Source organism: Sulfoacidibacillus ferrooxidans (genome assembly GCF_022606465.1).
GTDB classification, from domain to species: Bacteria; Bacillota; Bacilli; order Alicyclobacillales; family SLC66; genus Sulfoacidibacillus; species Sulfoacidibacillus ferrooxidans.
In genome coordinates this window covers 122,221-147,825 of sequence record NZ_JALBUF010000003.1, presented here as the reverse complement: position 1 = coordinate 147,825, position 25,605 = coordinate 122,221, and the positions used below count along the sequence as shown (strand labels likewise).

23 protein-coding genes and 1 pseudogene are annotated in these 25,605 nt (G+C 41.6%); 21 read left to right on the top strand and 3 right to left on the bottom strand.

Annotation, left to right across the window (positions count from 1 at the left end; translation table 11 throughout):
- The first annotated feature begins 11 nt into the window (after nucleotides 1-11).
- From nusB to MM817_RS06885, 18 genes and pseudogenes are all read left to right on the top strand, one after another.
- On the top strand, nucleotides 12-455 hold the full coding sequence (gene nusB, locus MM817_RS06975; RefSeq protein WP_241713022.1) for a transcription antitermination factor NusB: 444 nt from the start codon (nucleotides 12-14) through the stop codon (nucleotides 453-455).
- Complete coding sequence (locus tag MM817_RS06970) at nucleotides 452-1,453, top strand: tRNA (adenosine(37)-N6)-threonylcarbamoyltransferase complex transferase subunit TsaD (RefSeq protein ID WP_241713019.1); 1,002 nt, start codon at nucleotides 452-454, stop codon at nucleotides 1,451-1,453. The genes nusB and MM817_RS06970 overlap by 4 nt, the downstream gene beginning before the upstream one ends.
- Before the next feature lie 96 nt (nucleotides 1,454-1,549).
- Complete coding sequence (locus MM817_RS06965; RefSeq protein ID WP_241713017.1) at nucleotides 1,550-2,560, top strand: NAD(P)/FAD-dependent oxidoreductase; 1,011 nt, start codon at nucleotides 1,550-1,552, stop codon at nucleotides 2,558-2,560.
- Between the two features lie 80 nt (nucleotides 2,561-2,640).
- Complete coding sequence (folD, locus tag MM817_RS06960; protein ID WP_241713015.1) at nucleotides 2,641-3,507, top strand: bifunctional methylenetetrahydrofolate dehydrogenase/methenyltetrahydrofolate cyclohydrolase FolD; 867 nt, start codon at nucleotides 2,641-2,643, stop codon at nucleotides 3,505-3,507.
- Nucleotides 3,508-3,526: 19 nt separating this feature from the next.
- On the top strand, nucleotides 3,527-4,903 hold the full coding sequence (gene xseA / locus MM817_RS06955) for an exodeoxyribonuclease VII large subunit (protein WP_272879805.1): 1,377 nt from the start codon (nucleotides 3,527-3,529) through the stop codon (nucleotides 4,901-4,903).
- Nucleotides 4,884-5,159 (top strand): exodeoxyribonuclease VII small subunit, encoded by a 276-nt coding sequence (gene xseB, locus MM817_RS06950; RefSeq protein ID WP_241713011.1) that lies wholly within the window; start codon nucleotides 4,884-4,886, stop codon nucleotides 5,157-5,159. The genes xseA and xseB overlap by 20 nt, the downstream gene beginning before the upstream one ends.
- Nucleotides 5,152-6,045, top strand: a complete 894-nt coding sequence (locus MM817_RS06945; protein ID WP_241713008.1) for a polyprenyl synthetase family protein — start codon at nucleotides 5,152-5,154, stop codon at nucleotides 6,043-6,045. The genes xseB and MM817_RS06945 overlap by 8 nt, the downstream gene beginning before the upstream one ends.
- Nucleotides 6,046-6,110: 65 nt before the next feature.
- Complete coding sequence (locus tag MM817_RS06940; protein ID WP_241713006.1) at nucleotides 6,111-6,314, top strand: DUF1657 domain-containing protein; 204 nt, start codon at nucleotides 6,111-6,113, stop codon at nucleotides 6,312-6,314.
- A gap of 141 nt (nucleotides 6,315-6,455) precedes the next feature.
- Nucleotides 6,456-8,345 (top strand): 1-deoxy-D-xylulose-5-phosphate synthase, encoded by a 1,890-nt coding sequence (dxs, locus tag MM817_RS06935; protein WP_241713004.1) that lies wholly within the window; start codon nucleotides 6,456-6,458, stop codon nucleotides 8,343-8,345.
- On the top strand, nucleotides 8,345-9,166 hold the full coding sequence (locus MM817_RS06930) for a TlyA family RNA methyltransferase (protein WP_241713002.1): 822 nt from the start codon (nucleotides 8,345-8,347) through the stop codon (nucleotides 9,164-9,166). Before dxs ends, MM817_RS06930 begins: the two co-directional genes overlap by 1 nt.
- Nucleotides 9,167-9,233: 67 nt before the next feature.
- Nucleotides 9,234-9,743 carry a hypothetical protein gene (locus tag MM817_RS06925; protein WP_241713000.1) on the top strand — a complete coding sequence of 170 codons (510 nt, stop codon included), beginning with the start codon at nucleotides 9,234-9,236 and terminating at the stop codon, nucleotides 9,741-9,743.
- Nucleotides 9,744-9,756: 13 nt separating this feature from the next.
- Entirely contained in the window at nucleotides 9,757-10,611 is an 855-nt protein-coding gene (locus MM817_RS06920; RefSeq protein ID WP_241712998.1) for an NAD(+)/NADH kinase, read from the top strand.
- A gap of 14 nt (nucleotides 10,612-10,625) precedes the next feature.
- Complete coding sequence (gene ahrC / locus MM817_RS06915) at nucleotides 10,626-11,075, top strand: transcriptional regulator AhrC/ArgR (protein WP_241712996.1); 450 nt, start codon at nucleotides 10,626-10,628, stop codon at nucleotides 11,073-11,075.
- Between the two features lie 11 nt (nucleotides 11,076-11,086).
- Nucleotides 11,087-12,787 (top strand): DNA repair protein RecN, encoded by a 1,701-nt coding sequence (gene recN, locus MM817_RS06910; protein WP_241712994.1) that lies wholly within the window; start codon nucleotides 11,087-11,089, stop codon nucleotides 12,785-12,787.
- 138 nt (nucleotides 12,788-12,925) lie between these two features.
- Nucleotides 12,926-14,143, top strand: a complete 1,218-nt coding sequence (spoIVB, locus tag MM817_RS06905; RefSeq protein WP_241712992.1) for a SpoIVB peptidase — start codon at nucleotides 12,926-12,928, stop codon at nucleotides 14,141-14,143.
- Between the two features lie 177 nt (nucleotides 14,144-14,320).
- On the top strand, nucleotides 14,321-15,175 hold the full coding sequence (gene spo0A, locus MM817_RS06900) for a sporulation transcription factor Spo0A (protein ID WP_241712981.1): 855 nt from the start codon (nucleotides 14,321-14,323) through the stop codon (nucleotides 15,173-15,175).
- Between the two features lie 83 nt (nucleotides 15,176-15,258).
- Nucleotides 15,259-16,445 (top strand): annotated as a pseudogene (locus tag MM817_RS17400) (MFS transporter).
- A 62-nt stretch (nucleotides 16,446-16,507) separates the two neighbouring features.
- Nucleotides 16,508-17,404 (top strand): DMT family transporter, encoded by an 897-nt coding sequence (locus MM817_RS06885; protein WP_241712976.1) that lies wholly within the window; start codon nucleotides 16,508-16,510, stop codon nucleotides 17,402-17,404.
- Nucleotides 17,405-17,914: 510 nt separating this feature from the next.
- On the opposite strand, the gene MM817_RS06880 is transcribed toward MM817_RS06885, so the two are convergent.
- Nucleotides 17,915-18,451, bottom strand: coding sequence for an HPP family protein (locus tag MM817_RS06880; protein WP_241712974.1), 537 nt, complete (start codon nucleotides 18,449-18,451; stop codon nucleotides 17,915-17,917).
- A 150-nt stretch (nucleotides 18,452-18,601) separates the two neighbouring features.
- On the opposite strand from MM817_RS06880, the gene MM817_RS06875 reads away from it, so the two are divergent.
- The 3 genes from MM817_RS06875 (at nucleotide 18,602) to tpx (ending at nucleotide 22,046) form a co-directional block, all read left to right on the top strand.
- Nucleotides 18,602-20,530 carry a prenyltransferase/squalene oxidase repeat-containing protein gene (locus MM817_RS06875; RefSeq protein WP_241712972.1) on the top strand — a complete coding sequence of 643 codons (1,929 nt, stop codon included), beginning with the start codon at nucleotides 18,602-18,604 and terminating at the stop codon, nucleotides 20,528-20,530.
- Between the two features lie 74 nt (nucleotides 20,531-20,604).
- The gene (thiM, locus tag MM817_RS06870; protein ID WP_241712969.1) at nucleotides 20,605-21,426 is read left to right on the top strand and encodes a hydroxyethylthiazole kinase; all 822 of its coding nucleotides are present in this window, start codon (nucleotides 20,605-20,607) and stop codon (nucleotides 21,424-21,426) included.
- Nucleotides 21,427-21,536: 110 nt separating this feature from the next.
- Nucleotides 21,537-22,046 (top strand): thiol peroxidase, encoded by a 510-nt coding sequence (tpx, locus tag MM817_RS06865; protein WP_241712967.1) that lies wholly within the window; start codon nucleotides 21,537-21,539, stop codon nucleotides 22,044-22,046.
- Between the two features lie 76 nt (nucleotides 22,047-22,122).
- Here tpx and MM817_RS06860 read toward each other — a convergent pair whose 3' ends face one another.
- Nucleotides 22,123-22,620, bottom strand: a complete 498-nt coding sequence (locus MM817_RS06860; protein WP_241712965.1) for a helical membrane plugin domain-containing protein — start codon at nucleotides 22,618-22,620, stop codon at nucleotides 22,123-22,125.
- On the bottom strand, nucleotides 22,593-25,580 hold the full coding sequence (gene fdhF / locus MM817_RS06855) for a formate dehydrogenase subunit alpha (protein ID WP_272879804.1): 2,988 nt from the start codon (nucleotides 25,578-25,580) through the stop codon (nucleotides 22,593-22,595). The genes MM817_RS06860 and fdhF overlap by 28 nt, the downstream gene beginning before the upstream one ends.
- Nucleotides 25,581-25,605 lie beyond the last annotated feature (25 nt).

Sequence of the window (25,605 nt, the reverse complement as noted above, 5' to 3'; positions counted from 1 at the left end):
AGGGTAATGGAGTGAGTCGTCACAGAGCAAGAGAAAGAGCGTTACAGACATTATTTCAGCTAGATATTAATGATTTAGACCAAGAACAGGCCGTTCAATATACTCAAACTGTCCTTACGGAAACGCTCGGTGAGCGTTCCATTAATATGAAATATTTTCGTGAACTTGTTTCAGGGGTATTGGATCATATAACGTATATTGACTCCATTTTAAACCGCTATAGTCAGGAATGGGAAGTATCAAGAATGCCTGGTGTAGATCGGTCAATTTTGCGTGTCGCTCTATATGAACTTTTGTTTCAAGAGGACATGCCACCTGCTGTAGTGATTGACGAAGCTGTCTCTTTGTGTAAAACATATGGTACGGAGCGTTCTTACAAATTTGTAAATGGTGTTTTATCAGGTATACTTGGCGATTTATCTGGACTACGCGAGCGGCGCTTAGAGACTTTATGAGTAACTACTTTGGAACACATGGGGACAGGCAAACGGCTGTACTTGGCATTGATACAAGTAACTATACAACATCCGTTTGTCTTGTGGATCAATATGGAGAGATTGCCTTTGAGGCCAGAAACGTGTTAACCGTGAATAGTGGAGAACACGGTCTCAGGCAATCAGAGGCATTATATCAACATATTGTTCATTTACCTGATATTCTTCAAGAGATGAATTCCATCCGTGCACACTACGAACTGATTGGGATTGGAGTTAGTACAAAACCTCGCAATCACAAAGAGTCGTACATGCCTGTTTTTCGAGCAGGATATTTGGCAGCACAAAGTATTGGACTTGGTTCTTTAGCACCCATTATCGAAACATCTCATCAGTCTGGTCACATTATGGCAGGCTTGGTCACTTCGCATATGGATGTATTACCTACAGAAGCTTTTTTGGTTCTTCACCTTTCTGGAGGCACGACTGATATGTTGCGTGTTACCAAAGCAAGATGTGATTTTGAAGTCGAGTTGCTAGCTTCTAGTATGGATCTTCATGTTGGTCAATATGTGGATCGGATAGGTGTTCAACTCGGGTTGCCTTTTCCTGCGGGGAAGTTTCTTGAAAAATTAGCGAGCGAGTGGGAAGATCAATCCATACCTATAATTCCTTCAGTAGTAAAAGCGGGTGCACCGAGTTTTTCAGGTCCTTTGACGGCAGCGCAACGCCTCCAAAGTCAGGGAATACCAGATACCGCCATTGCTGCAGCTGTTCAAAGATCCATTGCGTCAACAATTGAAAAAATGATTCGTCAAGCTTTTTTGTTGACTGGAATCAAACGGATTTTATTAGTAGGTGGAGTGGCTTCGAACATGGCCATACAAAACAGACTTCGTCAACGTTTTGCTATGGATCCTCATGGTAGTGGACCACTTTATTTTTGTGATCCACATTATGCATCAGACAATGCTTTTGGAGTGTCGCATATTGCTCTTGCTACCATTAGCGCTAAGTAATCGCTTGATTGGATTGCAGGTGTGGCTGTAGTATACTAATTACGTGTTTTTAACAAAGTGATCAATTGAATCTGAGTATTCAAAGGAGGGCTTTTTTTGGTTGCACAATCGACATTACCTGTGGATGAAAAAGTATATGATATTACGATTATTGGTGGGGGCCCCACTGGACTTTTTACTGCATTTTATGCAGGTATACGAAATGCAAGCACTAAAATTATCGATAGTTTGCCACAACTTGGTGGTCAATTAGCAGAATTGTATCCCGAAAAATTTATTTATGATGTAGGTGGTTTTCCTAAAATTCGAGCGATGGATTTAGTGGATCAACTTATTGAACAAACTAGTCAATATCATCCATCAGTGTGTTTGAATGAGAAAGTCCTTCACGTTACCAAAGGTGAGGATGGGATTTTTAAACTAGAAACGGATCATAAAGTGCATTTATCTCGTTCGGTTATTGTTACAGCAGGGATTGGCGCTTTTTCACCAAAATCATTACCTGCAGAAAACGTTAAAAAATTCGAGGGTAATGGCATATTTTATTATGTGGATGATGTGAAAAAATATAAAGATAAGAAAGTTGTAGTCGTTGGTGGTGGCGATTCAGCTGTTGATTTTGCACTCATGCTTGAGGGAATTGCTTCTCATGTGACGCTCATTCATCGTAGGGATCAATTTCGTGCGCATGAAGAGAATGTCAAAACGCTGTATGCATCGGATGTTGATGTAAAAACATTTTACGAATTAAAGGTTGTTCACGGTGATGACCATATTACAGGAGTCACCATAATGGAAAATAGAACGAAGGAAACGATGGATATTGAAGCAGATTTAATTATTGGTAGCTTAGGTTTCACTGCATCACTAGGACCTATTCTGGAATGGGGTCTTGAGGTTGAGGGTAATGAAATTGTCGTTGATACGCGCATGAGTACCAATATTCCTGGAGTGTATGCTGCTGGCGACATCGTTACATATCCTGGTAAAGTAAAATTGATCGCAACTGGATTTGGAGAAGCACCTACTGCTGTCAATAACGCTAAGACTTATCTTGATCCAACGTCTAAACTTCATCCAGGTCATAGTAGTAGCCGCAAGGAGTAAAAAAAGTTATTTTGTTGCGGAATGCTCATAAATACAATGTGGTTCCATGCAATTTTAGAACGAATGGAGTGTGTTTTTTTTTGGCGCAGTTGATCGACGGCAAGCAGTGGGCTTTAGTTAGTCGGGAAGAGACAGCGAAAACCGTTTCTGACTTAAAAACAAATGGGTTTACACCTGGGTTAGTCGTAATTTTGCTTGGAGAACACCCTGCTTCAATGAGTTACGTCAAAGGTAAAGATAAAGCGGCGACAGCTGTTGGAATCCATTCGGAGTTAATTCAACTTCCAACAAGTACAACAGAAGCTGCTCTTTTGCAATTGATTGAACGTTTAAACCACGATGATCGTTATCACGGTATTCTTGTACAGTTGCCGTTGCCACAGCATATGAATGAAGAAACGGTGATTCGGGCGATTTCACCGCAAAAAGACGTAGACGGTTTTCATCCACTCAATGTGGGTGCACTGACGTCTGGACTTCCTGGTTTTATACCATGTACTCCACTAGGTGTGATGAAGCTGCTGGCATATGAGGGGATATCTGTTGAAGGAAAAAATGCTGTTGTGATTGGTCGTTCTAATATTGTAGGTAAACCGATGGCACAACTTTTATTGCGCGCCAATGCGACTGTGACTATTTGTCATTCTAAAACGCATAATTTGGCTTCTTTTACACGCGAGGCTGATCTTTTAATTGCAGCTATTGGCCGGCCCAATTTTATTACAGGTGACATAGTGAAGCCTGGGGCAACAGTTATTGATGTAGGGATTAACCGTGTTGATGGTAAGCTTTGCGGTGATGTAGAGTTTTCAACAGTGGATCATGTCGCGGGCTTTCTAACACCTGTCCCTGGTGGTGTTGGTCCTATGACGATTGCCATGCTGCTACATAACACAGTAGAGGCAGCCATGTTGATGGCTAACATGGATACAGACAAAGCATTGTAATGCCTGTCACTTTACATGTATGCAATGGGAGGTTAGGTCGATCGAGACTGTCTATACAGTATATGAAGCTACCACGATATTGAAACGGGTCATACAGTCGAGTCCCGACTTATCTCAGATATTCATACGTGGTGAGATATCCAATGTTAGTCGTCCAGTTAGCGGCCATCTATACTTTACATTGAAAGATGATCGTGCACGTTTGCGTGTCGTGATGTTTGCTAGTCGTGCGAAACTATTACAATTTCAAATGCGCGATGGTATGAATATCATTGTACAAGGTAGTATTGATGTATTTGAACGACTAGGTGATTATCAATTTTATGCAGAAAATGCTCAACCAGATGGGTTAGGTGCATTATACCTTGCATTTGAACAGCTAAAAGAACGTCTTGATAAAGAGGGACTTTTTTCTCCTCAACGAAAACGTCCCTTACCTGTATACCCAAAACGCATAGCGCTTGTGACATCTGCAACTGGTGCTGCCGTAAGAGATATGATCATCACATTGTCAAGACGATATCCAATTGCGCGTGTTTATGTGATTCCAGTTGCTGTTCAAGGTGAAGATGCACCCAAACAAATTGCTAAAGGCATTGAATTGGTTGATCACTACAATTTAGCAGATGTTATCATTGTTGGAAGAGGCGGCGGATCTTTAGAGGAGTTATTTGCATTTAATTCTGAAATTGTAGCAAGGGCTATCGCTGCTACTCAACTGCCTATTATTTCAGCAGTTGGTCATGAAACAGATGTAACGATTGCGGATTTTGTAGCAGATGTTCGTGCAGCAACACCGACTGCCGCAGCTGAACTTGTAGCACCAGATATACGTGAGCTTCATTCGCGAATTGATATGTTTGAACAGAGTATGCAGACCAGAATATCTATGCATATTGGGCGATTACAGCAGCGAGTTGATTATTTAGCTGAACATCGCATGTTAAAAGATCCTATGCGAATGGTATCCGTGTTACATGAACGAATTGATCGACTAGAACCTCGTTTACGCTTATCGCTCCGCGACACAGTTGAACGAGGGATAAAAATTACAACACAACTTGAATTGCGAATGGCTCGTTGTTCTCCGAATGGACAAGTGTCACTGATGCGTGTACGATTAGATACTTTGCAAGAACGTCAACTTCGGGCTATACAAAAACGGTTAGAAATTGCCGATCAAACCATTAATCGCTTGATTTCTTCACTTGAATTACTCAGTCCACTAGCGGTATTAAAACGAGGGTATGCTGTGACTTATCGCGCGGCAGAACATGGCGTAATTACAAGTGTAGGTCAAGTTCAACCCGGGGAATCTCTGCATATAAAATTCATTGACGGCTGGCTTGATTGTCAGGTCTGGGGGGTGTACGAAGATGACGAAACTTCAAAGTGATGATCATATTGAAGAGGAGCTTTCATTTGAAGTAGCCATTGGCAAACTAGAAGAAACGGTTCGTGCGTTAGAAGCAGGCGAGTTATCACTTGATGATGCCATTGCAAAATTTCAATTAGGCATGCAGTTAGTACGAATTTGCAGAGATAGATTGCAGGTCGCTGAACATAAGGTAGAAAAAGTTCTTGCTACTGAACAAGGTATAGAGATCAACCCTTTTGCTGTGGATACGAGAGGAATGGATGTAAATGACTAGCTTTAACTACGATGAATACTATAAAAACTTAGGCGATTCCGTCAACAAAACGATGGACAAGTATCTGACTCCAGATCCTAATTTTCCTGAGCTATTGAATGAAGTTATCCGCTATAGTGTATTTGCAGGAGGTAAAAGGCTTCGTCCAGTACTTCTATTGGCTACATTAGAAGCATTTGGTATTGAAAGCACTCCATTATTACCTGCAGCTGCTGCTCTTGAATTTTTGCATACGTATTCTCTTATTCATGATGATCTTCCAGCGATGGACAATGATGATTATCGACGTGGCAAATTGACTAGTCATAAACGATTTGGTGAAGCTGCAGCTATTCTTGCGGGTGATGGGTTACTTGCACTTGCATTTAGAGCGATAGTGGATTGCTTGATTGAACCTGATTTACTTATACTTATGATCAAAGAACTTGCGGAAGCAAGTGGTGTAAGAGGTATGGTCGCCGGTCAAATGGCAGATATGTATTATGAGCATAAAACTGTAACGCCTGACATGTTGGAATTTATTCATGAACATAAAACAGCTGCTATGATTGCAGCACCTCTAAGAATGGGAGCCATTGCTGCATCTGCTAGTGATGAAAGCATTGCCCTTCTGACTGAGTTTGGCTATTCAATTGGACTAGCTTTTCAAGTAATGGATGATTTGCTTGATGTGATTGGTAACGATCAAGAGCTTGGAAAACGATCGAGAGTTGACGAAGAACGAGGCAAAGCTACCTATGTTTCCGTGTATGGAATTGAGGAGTCCAAAAAACTTGTTGATAAACAGACGGCGCACGCCATATCACTTATTCAACATGTGAAAGAATTAGAGCATCCAGAATATCTAATTGGTATTGCGAAGTATCTTTCTAAACGGAGTCAATGACATCCTGTGATTTCCTGATTAGTTCGTCACTCTCGTGGTAAAGCTACCTCACGGGGGTGATAATCATGACAGTAGGCGTGAAAATGCAACAAACGATTGCATCAGCAGAGGGCGTTGCAGCGAATTTAAAGCAATTTGCCCTGGACACACAAGATAAACAAGCGCAACAAATGTTTAATCAACTCGCACAGACAGTTGATAGTTGTGTGACGACGATGCAGTCGCGGTTAAATTATATTCAACAACAGGAACCACAGTATCGTCAGTAAAGATGTAGAAACCAAAAGAAGTGATAATTAGGCATGGTATGGCAGATTGAATGCCGTACCATGCCTATGATATACTTTTATTAAATTGATACTACAATAAACTATGAGTGTGCGGCGATATAAAGAGAGGATGACGCTACCGTGTTTTTGGAGCGTGTGAATGATCCAGCAGATATAAAAAGGCTAACCATCCCGGAATTAGAGACGCTTTCAATAGAGATTCGGGACTTCTTAGTTCAAAGTATTACATCAACAGGTGGGCATTTTGGTGCGAATTTAGGGGTTGTTGAACTCACAGTTGCTCTGCATTATGTTTTTAATTCTCCGGTGGATCGAATCGTATGGGATGTCGGTCATCAAGCATATGTGCATAAAATTCTCACAGGAAGAAAACAAGATTTCCCAACTCTTAGGCAGTTTCATGGGCTGGCGGGGTTCCCTAAGCGATCTGAAAGTCCTCACGATTTTTTTGGTGTTGGTCATGCGAGTACTTCAATCTCTGCAGCATTAGGTATGGCTATTGCTCGTGATTTGCATAAAGAAAACCACCATGTTTTAGCTGTTATTGGCGATGGAGCGATGACAGGTGGTATTGCTTTTGAAGCGTTAAACCACGCGGGTCATCTGAAGAAGAGATTACTTGTCGTGCTCAATGATAACGAAATGTCTATTTCTCCAAATGTAGGAGCTATATCTCATTATTTAACGAGACTTCGTACGGATCCTTATTATGGAAAGATTAAAGGTGAACTAGAAACATTACTAAAACGCATACCTGCATTTGGATCTCGCATCGCTAATACAGCCGAGCGCTTTAAAGATACCTTGAAATATGCGATGGTGCCGGGAATGTTGTTTGAAGAAATGGGTTTTTCCTACTTTGGACCTGTACCTGGCCATGATATAGCACAGGTTATTCATTTGTTGAGGCAGGCAAAAGAAATGGATGGACCTGTTATCTTACATGTCATTACACAAAAAGGGAAGGGCTATCCGTCGGCTGAAGCTGCGCCAGATAAGCTTCACAGTATTGGTGGAGCGGTTGTAAAACCAAAGGCAACTGCTCCATCTTACACAGGCGTTTTTGGAAAAACGTTAGTGGATTTAGCTAAAAAAGATAAAAGAATAGTTGCTGTTACTGCTGCTATGCTTAATTCTGGTTTGAACGAGTTTGCATTAGAGTTCCCCGATCGTTGTTTTGATGTTGGAATTGCCGAACAGCATGCGGCTACACTTTGTGCAGGGCTTTCAACTGCTGGGATGAGGCCGATTTTCTCAGTCTATAGCACATTTTTACAGAGAGCGTACGATCAAGTGATTCATGATATTTGTATACAGCAATTACCTGTCGTCATTGCTATAGATCGCGCTGGTCTAGTGGGTCCTGATGGTGAAACACATCAAGGGGCATTTGATGCAGCATTTTTGCGTGCGATTCCTAATATGACGATTATGATGCCAAAAGATGAAGGCGAATTGCGCCACATGCTTTATACAGCGTTTACTCTATCAGGTCCTGTCGCTGTTCGATTTGCGCGTGAGGATGGCATTGGAGTTGCACTTGATGTTCCATATGAAGAGATTCCTGTGGGTAAATCTGAGGTGATTCGCGAAGGTAGAGATGTAGCTTTACTGGCACTTGGACCTATGGTAGCAGTTGCTGAAAATGCATCGCTTATGCTTGCAGAGCGGGGCATATCGGCTCAAGTAGTCAATATGCGCTTTGTTAAGCCTATCGATGAGGAAGCACTGCGCAATCTGGCTCTTAAAAACATGCCAATTGTAACTATTGAAGAGGGTACCATAAAAGGTGGTCTTGGATCGGCTGTGTTAGAATATTTTGCTTTACAGAAATTGCAATGTTCGGTGTACCCTATTGGTTTGCCAGATCATTTCATTGAACATGGAAGTCGTCCCGAATTATTACATCAAGTTGGGTTAACGTCAGAACATATTGCAGAAGTTGCAATCACGTTGGTGGAGAATCAGCACGGTCAAAAATGGGTTAACCGCAAAACGGCTGGTCGCTGATGTCAAAAGAACGAGTGGATGTTACTCTTGTGGCGCGTGGGTTGGTAGCTTCTCGTGAACAAGCGAAACGGTTAGTCATGGCAGGTCTTGTGTATAGTGGCACAGATCGCGTTGACAAACCTGGTACTCAGGTTGACGATACGATTCAGTTGTCAGTAAAGGGTGCTTTGCATCCTTATGTGAGTCGAGGAGGATTAAAGTTAGAAAAAGCTTTGCAGAAATTTCCTGTCTCTTTGTTGGGAAAGGTCGTTATTGACATTGGGGCATCCACAGGTGGGTTTACAGATTGTGCACTGCAACATGGTGCTTCACTTGTTTATGCGGTGGATGTAGGATATGGTCAATTAGCTTGGTCCCTTCGTGAAGACCAAAGAGTGAAGGTTATGGAGCGCATTAATTTTCGTTACGTAGATATTGTACAGTTTTCCCCTTTGCCAACGGTTGCTGTGATGGATGTTTCATTTATTTCCATTGGGAAATTATTACCTAAAATTGCTGAATTATTAAGACCGGGTAACGATGTCATCACCTTGATTAAACCACAATTTGAGGCCGGCCAAGAATTTGTGGGCAAGGGAGGCATTGTTCGTGATGAGCATGTTCATATGACGGTAATACATCGAGTCATTGAACAAGCTAAGTCACATGGTTTTTGTGTTCTTGGATTAGACTTCTCACCTATTAAAGGAGGAGAAGGAAACATTGAGTTTCTTTTATGGATGCAAAAAATTGATGTATCTGGGCAAGATAGCTTATGTCATACGAATTCATTTTCTGTAGAAAAAGTGGTTCAACATGCTCATATGAGCGATTTTTCTTAATATAAGGATCCTTGGACGAGAAGGATTTTGAATTCCTGCGGCGAACAGATACTTTGGAGGTGCCGCTATGGAAGTCCTTGCGATCCTGACTTTTTTAACTGTAGTTTTTCTATTTATTAGGGCTCGTTATCTAGCCAGTCCACTTCATGAATTCGAACCGACGTCTACACGTGAGCATCTGCTTGAGGCTGGTGACATTTTACAAAATAAGGGCTATCGCATCATTGGAGAGCGTATTGCTCATGAACTTTCTTCATTTTTTGGTAATAGAAAATTTATTACATATATTATTGTGGATTTCTTGGTTGAGAAGGAAGGCATACAATATCCAATTAAAGTCCGTTCTCCTCGCGACTCTACACGCATAAGCGGTGCGATGTTACGCAAACAACTTTTTGCTTTATATACGCTTTATGAAACGCCCGTCGGTTATTTATCTCCTGATACAGGTGTGTTGGAGTTTGTGGATTTTACTATCGATTTTCCAGGACGTTATTATGCGAAACGGTGGCGTATGCGCTTATTGTGGATGGCGATAGGACTATCGATAGGCTGGCTTTTGTCTTTCTCGCATTGAAAGGAAGAGGTACATGCCAAAAACGATTGGCCTTGTAGTAAATCTGACAAAACCAAAAGCTACAGAGATTGCAAAACAACTAATAGTGGCCATTCACGGATGTAAAGGTCAAGTTTACATTGAACAAGAAGCAGCTATAGCTATGGGCATGGAACAATTTTCACTTCCAAGTGGTTCATTTCAGGGTATAGTGGATCTCATCTTTGTACTTGGAGGAGATGGTACGTTACTTGGAGCAGCGAGACATTTTTCTTGTTATGAGATTCCAATGTTAGGTATTAATATTGGACACCTTGGGTTCTTGTCTGAAGCGGAACCAAAAGATTTGGATGATTCTGTACAACGTGTATTGAATGGTGATTTTTACCTTGAACATCGCATGATGATCGAAACGTCTGTGATGCGAAGTGGTACTTGTGTACATCGCAGTGTAGGACTGAATGACGTTGGTATTGGAAAAGGTTCATTTGCGCGCATGATTCAGGTGGGCATATACGTGGATGATCAGTTTTACGATGAGTACTTTGGGGATGGATTACTCATATCAACGCCAACTGGATCAACTGCTTACTCGCTCTCTTGTGGCGGTCCGATTGTCGTTCCTAATTTACAGGTTATGGTCTTAACGCCCATTTGCGCTCATAAGCTAGTCGTTCGACCATGTGTCATAGGTGCAACACAGCAAATTCGGGTAAAAGTGAGTGCACGCCATAGTGATTTTGGTCTTACTGTTGATGGACAAGTAGGGTTTCCTTTGGTTAGTGGCGATGAAGTCGTCATTTCCAAAGCAGGGTGTGATACGATATTAATTAGATGGCAAGAACGAGCTTTTTTTTCTATACTGCAAGAAAAACTTAGAGGAGAATGAAAGGGCGGTTTTGATTGAAGGGTCAGCGTCTATTGAAAATCCGTGAAATTATTACAGGAAGTGTTATTGAAACGCAGGAGGAGCTAGTAGACGCATTGCGTGAGGCTGGTTTTGCAGTTACTCAGGCCACTATATCACGAGATATTAAAGAAATGCACTTGTTAAAGACGCCCACATCAGATGGTAAATACAAATATTCTTTACCTACAGCTCCCTCTTCCTATCAGCCGGATGTAAAGTTACACCGTTTGTTAAATGACGTGTTTGTTGCTATCGACTATGCCGAAAATTTAGTAGTTATGAGAACATTACCAGGTAATGCGCATGCAGTTGCTGTTTTATTTGACACGCTTGACTGGCCAGAGATATTAGGTACAGTAGCGGGGGATGATACTATTTTATTAATTGCGCGTTCAGTTGAAAATGCAAGTTCTATTGTTTGGCGCATTAAGTCATTACTATAGGGGTTGATTGGGTGCTTCGTACCTTGTATGTGCAAAATATTGCATTGATCGAGCGCCTTGAATTAGATATTCACCCTGGGTTTACTGCTTTAACTGGGGAAACGGGTGCAGGGAAATCCATCTTATTAGATGCTGTCGGATTATTATTGGGTTTTCGCGCAAGTGCTGAATTGGTTCGCTCAGGAGCAACTAAGGCCATTGTGCAGGGGGTTTTTGACATTGAAGAGGCATCTGCTTCTTCCATTCGTTTGCTCTGTGCGAAAGAAGGCATTGAGTTAGAGGAAGAACAACTCGTACTGACTCGTGAACTTTTATCTGGAGGAAAAACTACTGCCAGAGTGAACGGTAGGATTGTGACTGTGCAATTTTTACGTGAAGTTGGGCGATTGTGCATACATCAGCATGGTCAGCATGATAGCATTGCCTTGATGCGTAAAGAGGAGCATTTAAGCTTGCTTGATGCTTATGGGGGCGAAGATGTACTTGCTGCAAAACTAGAGTATAGAGATGTGTATAACACGTATAATGACTATTTTAAACAATTACAAAAAATGGAAATATCACAACGTGAACGCGCTCAGCAACTTGATTTATTATTATTTCAAAAAAATGAAATTGCATCTGCTGATTTGAAAAGTGGAGAAGAAGAAGCATTGCGAGACGAACAAATAAAATTGCAGCACAGTGAAAAACTGCGCACAATAGTGGATGAAGTATATCAAAAATTGTATGAAGGTGACGCGCGTTCCTCTGCCATTGCAGATGAGGTGTATCGTCTCTCACACAATGTAGCAAATGCAGTACATTATGATACTGGCTTAACCGAACTTCACGACTATTTACAAACTGCTCAGGTCAATCTTGCTGAGGCAATTGAATTCTCTCGGCATTACCTATCGAGTATTGATTCAGATCCCCTACGCTTACAATTTGTTGAGGATCGTCTAATGACGTTGATGCACTTATTTAGAAAATACGGGGAAAATACAGAAGATGTTCTTGCGTTTTATGCAGAGATAGATCGTGAATGTGATCAATTAGTACACCATGATGAAACGTTAGCTGCTTTGCAAGCAAAGGTAGATCAATTTGCGAAAAAGGTGGAGGAGTCGGGGAAACGTTTATCTGATCTGCGCCTTCATGTTGCTCACAATCTTGAACAAGCATTGGCAAAGGAATTAGGATTTTTATTGATGCCTAAGGTTCAATTGCATCTTCAGTTTATACAGACAAAACCAACTGCATCAGGTATGGACGATGTTGAAATCATGATGAGTGCAAATCAAGGGGAAGCATTAAAGCCACTTGCTAAGATCGCTTCTGGCGGTGAATTATCGCGTGTTATGCTAGCCATTGTACATGTATTAAGTGAATGCTCACCTGTACCCACACTTATTTTTGATGAAATTGATACTGGTATTTCAGGACGGGCTGCTCAAGCAGTAGCAGAGCGTATTGCACATATAGCACAAAAACATCAGGTACTCACGGTTACACATATGGCGCAAATGGCAAGTCTTGCGACACATCACTTAGCCATATCAAAAGAAATGGATGATGGGCGGACGTTCACCCATGTAAAACAGTTAACATTCCAAGAACGGGTGGACGAAATAGCTAAAATGATTGGCGGGGAAAATGTCACGGAAACGACACGCAATCAAGCTAAAGAAATGCTGAGTTGGAACCCACCTGCTCTTGCATCAAAGTAAGACATTGAAAATAAAGCAAAAGTTTCATCCCTCTCCGGAACTTGCAGCATTGTGGCATCTTTTGTACAACATTGCTTTGACCCTCGAAGGGCATTATAGAAGCAACGAGATGCACTTCAATGAGGGGAGGCAAACCGGGTGAATCGATGGAGCTTGCGGATCTTTAGTGCTATGTTTAGCACCTTCACTTTTTTTTCAACGATAACTTCATGTTCAATTGCACATGCTTCTGAACAACCGTCTGAAATTCATCACGAAATGACACAGGAGGCTACAGAAGGACAATCAGGTGGACAGATGGTTAACACAAGCTTTCCTTGGAATTGGTTTTTTTCTTCCTCTGTTCAGGCAAATCAGGATCATCGGGTATATGTAATACCAGGAGGTCAATCGATTGGTATCAAATTGCATGCTTCAGGAATATTAGTTGTTGGTTATCACTTAGTCCATGAAGGAAAAGAATCTCTGAGTCCTGGGGAAAAGGCGGATTTGCACGTCGGTGATGTCATTGATTCTGTAAATGGAATTTCTGTAAGAAGCGTACAACAGGTATCGAAATTGGTTGAAGTTGCTGGGGAAAATAAAAAACAACTAACATTTGGGTTTCATCGTAAAGGTCACACATATTCAGTGAAGGTACGTCCGGTATTAGATGATGAAACTGGCACTTATCGAATAGGTCTTTATATTCGCGATTCTGCTTCTGGTGTTGGAACGCTGACATTTTATGTTCCTGGCAATCATGGATTTGGAGCATTAGGTCATGTCATTACTGATGTAGATACAGGAGAACCGATTGAAGGTCATGGCCAAATCGTTCATGCAGCGGTTACGTCCATTGATCGTGGTGAAAGTGGACAACCTGGTGAGAAACGCGGCCTGTTTGTTAATGAAAATCTTATTTTAGGAACGATTATTCGCAATACTGATTTTGGAGTCTTTGGCTTCATGAAGGTTAGTCCTGATCATGGGTTTTCCAATCAGTTGGTTCCGGTTGCTCGCCCAGAAGAGGTTCATCCTGGAACTGCAAAAATTTTAACTGTTGTCCATGGACAAAAAGTAGAGGCCTTTAATGTGCTCATAGTAAAAGCTAATAAACAGTCAAGTGCAGAAGTTAAAGGTATGATTATTCGCGTGACAGATCCAAAGTTATTGGAAGAGACAGGTGGTATCGTTCAGGGAATGAGTGGCAGTCCTATTTTGCAAGATGGTAAATTGGTAGGTGCTGTAACGCATGTTTTTGTTAGTGATCCCACTCAAGGGTACGGTGTATATGCACAGTGGATGTTACGTAATCTCGGCTTAAACACAAAACAATTAGGACGGCTTACACGCGGCTTTAACTCTGCTGCATAAGGTATATCTCGATTGTTTCAGGCTGGTATCGATACGATAAACGTATCGATACCAGTATACATATGATTGATTGCAACGCGCTTTGTCAAAATTAGTCGGAAAGTATTTATTCAAAACATAAAGGACGTGAACATTTGATGGCGAATACTATATATACAGAAGTAAGGAGGATGTCCCGTGGAAAAAACCCGCATCTTAATCGCGGATGATAACCGTGAATTTGCAGAATTATTGACAGAGTATCTTGGCGAAGAACATGATATGGAAGTAGTAGGTACGGCATTTAATGGTCAAGAAGCACTATCATTGATTGAAGATGAACAACTAGATATAGTGATACTTGATATTATTATGCCTGTATTAGATGGGATTGGTGTTTTAGAGAGACTCCGACAAAGTGATGTACCTGTTCTTCCTCGTGTTATTATGTTAACTGCATTTGGACAAGATGCAGTAACAAAACGTGCGTTAGATCTTGGTGCATTATATTATGTGCTAAAACCATTTGACATGGAACTTCTCGTTGAACGTATACGCGGAGTTGTGACTGTAGATACTTTTGTTGAACGCTCTCGAGTTGCTGCAGGTATTGGTACCGGAAGTAGCTCTTATACTTATGCAAGTGGATCTTCATTTACGACCAGTAGTCCGCGCTTAGTTTCAGTTAATCCAAAAACAAGATCGATTGATCAATTAATTACGAGCGTTATTCATGAAATTGGCGTACCTGCTCACATAAAAGGTTACCAATACTTACGTGAAGCGATCCTTATGGTGTATAATGATGTCGAAATTCTCGGATCAGTAACAAAAATTTTGTACCCTAAAATCGGGGAGAAATTTGGAACTACTGCATCTCGTGTAGAAAGAGCGATCCGCCATGCTATTGAAGTTGCCTGGAGTAGAGGGAATACCGATGCAATTGCTCAAGTATTTCGCTATACTGTGAATGTCAGTAAAGCAAAGCCTACTAATTCGGAGTTTATTGCAATGATCGCAGATAAGCTTCGCATGGAAACAAAAGTTAGTTAAGCGATTTGGAGGTAATGTGAACGTCAACAGATCATTCATGGCGAGCGTTAGTTCATAGTCCACCTGCCTTAGTTATATTTTTGATGGGATCTGCACTATCCGATGTGGGAAATGGCTTATATCGTTTAGCATTACCATGGATGGCTTATGATTTGAGTCACTCAGCATTTGTACTTGCAGCGGTAGCTACATTACAATCTATACCAGGTCTTTTATTACCTATTATGGGGCAATGGTTAGATCGGATCATTCATACTCGGAAAGTCATTGTAGGGTCAGGCCTATTGCAGGCGATGCTGATTGTATGCACTGTCGGTTTGGAGCATATGCATATACTGCAGTTAGGCTTTTTGTATGTCATTGTTGGGGCTATGTCCGTATTATCACTTCTTCTTTTCTCAGCAACTACAGTCTTTATATCCCGTAATGTATTGAAAGAAGCAAGGGTAGCTGTAAATTCTTTTGGAGCAGTACTCAGTACAATAACTTGGAATATATCTCCTGGAATCGCGGGGTTTTTATTCAACGATGGGGAATGGATATCACGTTGATTATCGATGCAGGGTCGTTTCTATTTGTATTGGTACCTGCTTTATTTATTTCAGAAAAACGTGTACTTCCTATAGTCGTATTTGATCAAAGTAACTCCTTACATTTCAAAGAATTTTTAGCTATGTTTAAAAAAGCACCGCGGTTACTGTGGCTGACTGTATTCTTTATTATATGGTATTTTACATGGGGCGGAACTTTTGCTTTAACCGTATTTTTGTTGCGACAGTATCATCATTTACCAGCTAATTTAGTTGGTGCTGCTATGGCGATTGGAGGGCTTTTCCCTATTGCTCTTGGTGTTTTAGGTCCATGGTTATCGCGTCATATTCGCTTGCCGTGGTTAATTTTTTTGACACTTTGTGTTTCTGGAGTAGGTATGATCCTTCTTGGGATTGCATCCAATCTATTCACTATATCTATTGCACTGGGCTGTCTGGATAGTGGTATAGCTCCTAGCAGTATTGCATTGACAAGTATTACACAGACAGAGGTGCCAAGTCATATGTATGGACGTGCTAGCGGATGGCAAAATTTTTTGATGCTTCTTGCTCAGACTATTGCTAGCATGTTAGCTGGGATCATGGCTATTCATTTTGGTGCACCGTTAACTGTGATGATTTTTGGAGCGTTAACTATTATTTCTTCTATATTTTTATTTGCTACTCCCCTAAAAAGGGATCTTTCTCTTGGGAAAATTATCAGTAATAATGAAAGATAGTCGATTTCATGGATGTTACATGTTAACTATAGGATAGCGACCTGATTAGGGTGATTCAATTGATGCAGACGGTGTCTTTAGGTATTTTGTCTTCATTATTTTTTGCGGTTACCTTTATTTTAAACCGGTTAATGGCAGTTACAGGTGATAGTTTTATTTGGAGTGCCTCTTTACGGTACGTATTTATGATTCCACTTCTTTGGCCACTGGTGTACTTTAGAGGCGGCATCGTCACGATGTGGAACGAAATGATGAAAAATCCTTGGAGTTGGATGGTATGGAGTACAGTAGGTTTTGGACTGTTCTATATACCTCTTTGTTTTGCATCGTCCTATAGTCCGGCGTGGTTAGTTGCTGGTACTTGGCAATTTACAATTATCGCTGGATCTTTATTAGCACCTATCTTTAGAAAAAAACTACCATTGCGAGGTCTTTTTTTCTCTTTCATCATTGTTGTGGGCATCATGCTTATGGAGTGGGATCAAGTAACCCGGGTCACATTGGAAGATACACTATGTGGAGTTCTACCACTATTATTGGCTAGCTTTGCTTATCCGCTAGGGAATCGTAAAATGATGGAACTTTGTGCAGGTCGACTGAATGCGTATCAACGTGTACTTGGTATGACTTTGGCTAGTTTACCGTTATGGATGATCATGAGTATAATTGGCTTTTTCACTGTTGGAGCCCCATCCAAAACGCAGATCTTACAAACGTTCCTTGTGGCCATATGTTCTGGTGTAGTTGCTACAGTGTTATTTTTCTCTGCTACGGATCGAACAAAAGGAGATGTTCATCGTTTAGCTACAGTGGAAGCTACACAGTCAGGAGAAGTTGTATTTACACTGCTATTGGGGTGGCTTATTCTTAGAGAGCAAGTTCCATCTGGACTTGCCATAACAGGAATCATCGTTGTGATTGTTGGCATGGTTCTTCACAGTTTTCTTGTGCATACCTAATCATCAATTATAAAGCTAAACTACCGGATCAGAAAGAGGGTTACATGATTATGATTCATAGTTGTCCAAAATGTAAGCAAATTCATATAGGCGCATCAGAACTTTGTTTCGCGTGTATCAAACTAGAAGAGGTAGACTTTTCATCTGTATCAGATTACTTACATCATCACCCAAATGCTAATGCCGATGAGGTAGCGAAAGAAACAAACGTGGACATTCATCTTGTAATGAAATGGATAAAAGAGGGCCGGCTAATTTCACTTCATGAATTGACTTGTGAGCGTTGTGGGAAAAAAATCAAGAGTGGGCGGTTTTGTTCAGAATGTGGCGTAGATCTTCAGAAAAGTTTACATCAAATGAAACAAGGATTAGCAAAAAGGACAGGATATTTCACACACATCGATGGCAAAAAGTAATCGTTCATCATCCATTAGTAAAGATAGCACGCACATAAAACCTTGGTAGATTATATAGCCAAGGTTTTATGTGTGTGTTGTGATCATACACACATTAACTGGGTGCATGATCTTTTTGGTGGAGGGGAAGAGGATATGTACTCATGTGTACAAAACATATACTGAGGCACCATCGTGAAACTACTGCAATCACTTCTAGAGGTAACACAACGGCTATCGGAAACCATATATTGGTGTGCAATAAAACGGTAAACATAGAAAGTGCAACTGCTGGTGGATGAAAAATGCGTAAAAGTGACAATAGAATTAGAGTGATGATTGCTGCTATGACTGCGTAATAGGGACCGTGTCCAATTAAAAGGATGACTTCACCGATCCCCGCACCAACTGTGGAACCAATAATCACGGGAAAAGGTTGAGCAATTGAAGCTTCTGGTAAAAGCATGAGAATGGTGAGTGTAGCCCCAAAAGGAGGTGTTAACCAAATCCAATCTGTATTTCCTGATAACCACGCTAGAATACATAGGATGACGAGAAACCAAACGACTTGAACAATAGATGGCTGTTCATGGGATAACCAAGTAGAATAACTTTTTTTGTTACGAACATTCTGTCTTGATGTGTCCTGCATATCTACTCCCCCTTGAAAGCGTAGTTTTAGGGCTCTTACATACGTTTTTCAATACTATTATCCCATATTCGGTACAGATGCCGCCACCATTCACAAGTATTGTGGAATAGGGTGCTAGTATCTGTAAGCTAGCGGGAGGGATCATGGGGAATGATTCAGGGAGTGATGCAGTCATGTTTGCAACCACAGGTTGAACGGAACGACGAACTTATTGAGCCACTTCTCCGTATTGATGAAACAATTGCGCGGGCACAAACACAATTAATCCATGCTCAGCAAACAGACGGTGCATGGCACGAATGTTTTGAACTGGGAGTAATGCCGGATGCCCAAACATTAATAAGTCTGGTTTTACTTGGTGTAGAGGACGCAAAATGGAAAGGCAAGTTACTGCAAAGAATATGGTCGACACGTAGGGAAGATGGATCATGGGGAGCGTATCCTACAGCAACTGGTGATGTATCTACAACAGTAGAGTGTTATTATGCATTATCATTATGTGGTGAATGGGCACACCAAGATGAAAAAAAGCAGATGACTGAGAATTTTATTCTAAGCAATGGAGGTCTTGAACAATGTCGCAATTTAACTAAAGTATTTCTTGCCATTGGCGGCGAATGGTCTTGGGATGATCTTCCGATGGGAGGATTGTATCTTTTATTGTTTCATCCGAACATGCCTGTAACAATTTACGACATTGCTATGTTTACAAGAGTGCATGTGGCACCCATGGTTATCTTGTCAGTACGCAGATATCAAGTAGTACAGAATCCATCGCTTCTTAGTCATCTAACCATATCCAAAAAACATAAAAAGAAGAGGCAAGTATTTTTGCAGCGGATAAATCATTCGCGGTTTATGGGTGCGTTAATTAAGCGCTGTGAAGTATTTATGAATGCTCAAGTTGGCGTAGATGGAATGGTGATGGGTTATCATTCGTCTACTTGGTTATGGCTGTTTGCAAGGCTTGCACTTGGTGAGAAGCGTCATGATACTTTATTCACACAAACACTTCATTCGATGCGCAGACAATTATATGAAGACCCACAAACCCATTTTATCCATCAACAAACATGTGATAGCCACATTTGGAATACTGCACTCGCAGCAGAAGTATTGGAACAAGGAATGTTTTTTAAGGCCATAGAAAATCAACCAGTACTGAAGGCACGAGCATTTTTAGCTAAAACACAACACCAGATGTTTGGCGATTGGTTTCGCAATAACAAAATGCATCCAGGTGGATTCGGTTTTTCTGCAAATAATTCAATGCACCCTGATAACGATGATACTGTCGCGTGCCTAAGTGTTTTGGCTACTGCAGGTCCTCTTTATCAAGCTGAGTGGGAACGGGGAGTGGCATGGTTACTTGGGATGCAAAATCGGGATGGCGGGTGGTCAGCATTTGATCGCAATACTGGGAAACGTTGGCTTGAATATATGCCTGCCAACGATATGCAACGGGCGATCGCTGATCCATCGACGACCGATTTGACAAGTCGTGTAATTAAGTTATTGCTTTCGCATAAGGTGGTTGAACTAGATGACGAGCGGGTATTAAAAGCCATTCGGTGGTTACTACACCATCAAGAGCAAGATGGGTCTTTTTACGGTCGATGGGGAAGCACCTATTTATATGGTACTTGGTGCGCAATGCAAGCACTTCGTTTCGTTCCAACGGATCATAGCATGAAAGCGTTAATGAGAGCGGCGTATTTTTTACTATCTGTACAGCAACCTGACGGTGGATTTGGTGAGGATTGTGTTAGCGATGTCGTTGGTAGATATGTGGCTGCTGCTAGTCAAGCTTCTCAAACAGCATGGGGCATGGATGCGCTTTTGCAATTTTATAGTGTCATCCCTGAACAAGAGGTTTCTATACGTTCAGAAGTTTCAAAGGCAATTATACGCGCAACTACTTGGTTGATTGAGCATGCAGATGACGGGGTGTGGGAAGATTGTTTACCAAACGGTTCTGCCTTTCCGGGATCACTCTATATTAAGTATCATATTTACCCTAAGGTTTGGCCGTTATTGGCACTTATTCATTTTAAACAATCCTCATTAGGTAATGCTTAATGGACATTGTGTAGTCGTTGTGTTTAGATGAAATCGTAGTACGCTACAGTTTGATGAATAAAGGGGCATCTATCATGAAGAATGATTCAATCTCAGAGTTATTATTGGAAGTGAGAACAAAGCATCCACTTGTGCATAATATCACGAATCTTGTGGTGACAAATATTGTTGCTAATGCGCTATTGGCAATTGGTGCTTCTCCTGTTATGGCGTATGCCAACGAAGAAGTAGGTGATGTGGCCTTAGCTTCTGCTGCCGTTGCTCTCAATATGGGCACATTAGATTCTCGCATCGTCAATGCAATGGAAATTACTGCTCATGCAGCAAATGAAGGCCAAGTACCCGTTGTGTTTGATCCAGTAGGAGCTGGATTTACACCGTATCGCAATGAGGTGGCAACAAAGATGATTAATAAGTATGATCTTGCGGTCATTCGGGGCAATACGGCCGAGATTGGTTTTCTTGTAGGAGCAGGTGGAACAGTCAAAGGTGTGGATGCAATTGGCGTAGGAGATTCATTACTTTTGCGTATGGTGCAATACGCCCGCATACAGCATTGTGTCATTGTTGCCACCGGTGAGACAGACTATGTAACAGATGGTAGGAACTTGTGGTCTCTTCGAAATGGACATTCTTTATTAGCTACCATTACTGGTTCTGGATGTATGTTAACTGGTATCATTGGCGCTTTTGTCGGAGTTATTGAACGTGACGCATCATTACTGTCCATTGCGCACACATGTATCGCAGCTATTACGTGTTATAATGTAGCTGGAGAGATAGCTGCACAGACGGCGAGTGGACCTGGAACTTTCCAAGTAGCATTATTTGATGCTCTTTATCATCTTTCAGGGGATACCGTAAGCGATCTTGCAAAAGTTGAGCTTGTCATGTGAGTGGGATCATCGTTGTCGATGATTGCTCACGAATAGAACAGCGTCATTGTACAAAGTTTAGTATAATAAAAAAGGCGAGTAAGCCTAAGTTGTATAGGAGGATGTTACATATGAATGAGCGTACAGGTCTTGTTACTTTTAAGGGGAACCCGATTACTTTAGTCGGTAATCAAGTCAAAGTTTCTGATCAGGCTCCAAACTTTCAAGCGTTGCAAAATGATCTTTCAATTGCTACTTTAGATTCGTTCAAAGGTGTTCGCATTATTAGTGCAGTTCCATCTCTTGATACAGGGGTATGTGATGCACAAACGCATCGTTTCAATGAGGAAGCAACAAAAGCTCATGGATTTACTGTTATTACGATTAGCGTAGATCTTCCATTTGCTCAAAAGCGTTGGTGTGGAGCTGCCGGCTTAGACAATGTCATTACACTATCTGATCACCGCGATCTATCCTTTGGATATGCTTACGGTGTTGTGATGAAAGAACTTCGTCTACTGGCACGATCTGTTTTTGTCATCGATGCACAAGATAAAATTACTTATGTTGAGTATGTTCCAGAAGGAACAACGCATCCAAACTACGATGCTGCGATTGCAGCGGCAAAGGCACTCTTGTAATCAGACACAGTATGATAGAAAGCGAGCTACATGAGTTGTAGATCAAAAGATCTAACCTCATGTAGCTCGCTTTTATTTATACTTCACTTGGATGTGACTCTGCCATGGCGTGACCAAAGCCTTTTAAAAATCCAAATGCTGCGTTAAGTGTAAGCATGACATCAGGATCTCGCAGTAGTCGCCACATCTCCATCATACCCATAGAGTGAGGATGATCAAGAGCTGATTGTGCACTTTGTGATCCTTCTGTAAACCATGAGAGCAGATGTTGCAAAGAAGCAGAATCCACTGCACCAACACCACTTACAGTTGTTAATACATTTTTTATGAGTTGTGTGTTTTGAGGTTTTAGCACCTGTTCAACAAGCACTTTGCTGATGTTGTCAGTAGCATTTAGTAAACCCGAAGTGATTGCTAAAACCCCACTTTGATGCATGGCTTCGATCACTGTTAACCACTCAACCACTGCTTCTTTGTGTGCTGCTAGTTCAGCCACAAGCTCATCTATGTGGTCTGCTTGAATATCGTATTCACTAAGTTTTTGCGTTATACATGCGGTGCTTGCTTTTGCCACGGTTGATCATCTCCCCGTATACCAGCTGTAGTGAGTGGAACATAATCTTTTCTTTTCCACTTCTTTGAAACTTCCACACCAGATCGTGAAATTGACGTAGTATGACGCCAATTGTGTTTTGGAATGGGATCTTGTCCGCTTTGCTCAAGAACTTCCATACGCACAGACATCTCTTTATAAGCAGGCGTATGGGTAGCTAGATCATGATAGCTACTCGTTAGATAATTGACTGCTTCTGCATCCGCACGAGTATTCATTGGGACATATAGTTCTTTTGCATGCACTCTGTCAGTGATAGCTACACGTATTTCGATCCGACCATAGGGAGAAATTAGCCTGACTAGCGCACCATCTTGTAAGTCTCTTTCTTTAGCCAATTCATGTGAGACTTCAACAAATGTGGAAGGCACCTTATGAACAATACCATCCACATGATAAGTCATATTGCCTTCATGAAAATGTTCGAGTAATCGCCCGTTGTTTAGATGTAAATCATATTGTTCCTCAACTTCAACTGGTGGAGTAAATTCTACTGGGTATAAACGAGCTTTCCCATCGTCAAAAGGGAACATTTCTGTGTATAATATTTTTGTATCAGTCCCATCTTCTGCAACAGGCCACTGTAAACTTTTGTACCCCTCAAGTCGATCATATGTGACACCTGCAAATAGGGGAGTGAGTTTTGCAGCCTCCTCCATGATTTCGGACGGGTGTTCATACGTCCAATTGGCACCAAGATGATTGGCGATTGACATGATGATCTTCCAATCCGGGCGGGACTCATAAAGCGGATCTAGTGCTTGGTATAGACGTTGAAATCTGCGTTCCGTATTGGTAAATGTACCTTCTTTTTCAAGACTTGGACTAGCTGGCAAGATGACATCTGCAAATTGTGCCGTCTTACTGAAAAACACGTCTTGTACGACGAAAAACTCAAGTTTCTCAAAAGCTGCATGTACATGATTGGCATTAGAATCAACAAACGCCATTTCTTCACCAAATAGATACATCGCTTTCACTTTGCCTTCGTGGATGCCATCTACCATTTGATGATTGTCATAACCTGGTATTTTCGACAATTTTGTTCCCCAAGCTTTTTCAAACTTTTCTCGAACTTCATCATCTTGTACTTCTTGATAGCCAGGGAACCAAGCAGGCATGGTACCAAAGTCAGCTGCACCTTGAACATTATTGTGTCCACGGAGTGGATATGCGCCAGTACCTGGTCGTCCATAGTTACCTGTGATGAGCAGTAGATTTGAGATCGCAGTGCTCGTATCACTACCACCGCAGTGTTGAGTGACACCCATGGCCCATAGCACGCATAATCCTTTAGCTGCATGAATCATTTCAGCTGTCTGAATTAATTGTGCTCGTGGGATGCCTGTAGTCTTTTCTGCATATTCAAGTGTGAACGATTCTAAACTTGCAACGTACTCATCATATCCATTGACTCGTTGTTCAAGAAATGCTTGTGCAGAATAGCCTTGATCGATGATGTACTTTGTGATGGCGGAGAGCCAAATTAAATCGGTACTCGGAGTTGGGTGAAGATGCAAATCAGCTCGTCTGGCCATTTCATTTTTACGCAGATCGGCCACAATTAATTTTTGACCAAAATGCTTATGCGCTCGTTTAATTCTTGTGGCAAGTACAGGGTGTGATTCTGCAGGATTGGCCCCTACAATGAGGATTAAATCTGCGAGCTGTAGATCGTGCATCGAACCAGAGTCCCCACCGTAACCCACCGTGCGAAATAGACCAGTCGTAGCAGGAGACTGGCAGTAGCGAGAACAATTATCCACATTATTCGTTCCAAATACAGATCGAGCCAGTTTTTGCATGAGATAGTTTTCCTCATTGGTACATTTGGATGATGCAATAAAAGCAAGAGAGTCAGAGCCATGCTCATGTTTAATCGCTGTCATTTTACTGGCAATTAAATCAAGCGCCTCATCCCAACTGGCTTCATAAAAAGTGTCGTCTCGACGAATTAAAGGTTTTTTTAATCGATCAGGACTATTTACAAATTGCCATCCGAATTTCCCTTTTACACATGTGGAAATACCATTTACAGGAGCTTCTGTTGTAGGCTCAATCTTTAAGATTTTTCGGTCCTTTGTCCAGATATCAAAACTGCAACCTACACCACAGTAAGTACAAACCGTTTTTGTACGCTTTACTCGAGTTGCCCGCATGGAAGACTCCACGTTAGATACAGCAAAAATAGGACCATAACCTGGTTCGATGTCTTTTGTAAGTTCAATCATCGGTTCGAGTAATTCCGGTTGTATCCCTGTTAGATATCCTGCCTCACCTAACATGCTTTGCTCCATCAGGGCATTACAAGGGCAAACTGTCACGCAGTGTCCACATGAAACGCAGGAGGACATATCGATCGGAACATCTTCATCCCACACGACACGAGGGCGTTCACGTTCCCAGTCAATCGACAGTGTTTCAGTCACTTGAATATTTTGGCATGCTTCCACGCAACGTCCACAGAGGATACATTGGTTTGGATCATATCTGTAAAATGGGTTAGACATATCTTTAGCGTAGGGTTTTGCTTCAAAAGGGTATTTCTGATGTTCTACTTGCAAACTTTCAGTGGTATTGTGAACTACGCAGTTTCCATTGTTATTGTCGCACACTGTACAGTAGAGCTCATGATTGTGTAGGATGCGATCCATCGCTTCAATGCGCGCGAGGTGTGCTTTTTCTTGCATTACGAACACGGACATATTGGGCAGAACAAAAGTAGTACATGCGCGCACGAGTTCACCATTCACTTCCACAATACAGGTGTCGCATGTTTGAATGGGACCAAGGGTCGGATGATAACAAACATGCGGAATGTCTACATCATGCTCTAATGCGACGTCTAAGATAGTTTGATGATCCATGGCGTGATAGGAGTGTTGATCGAGTGTGATCTGTATACGTTCGTTCACGGTCATCCAATGCGGACCCCCTAATTCTCAT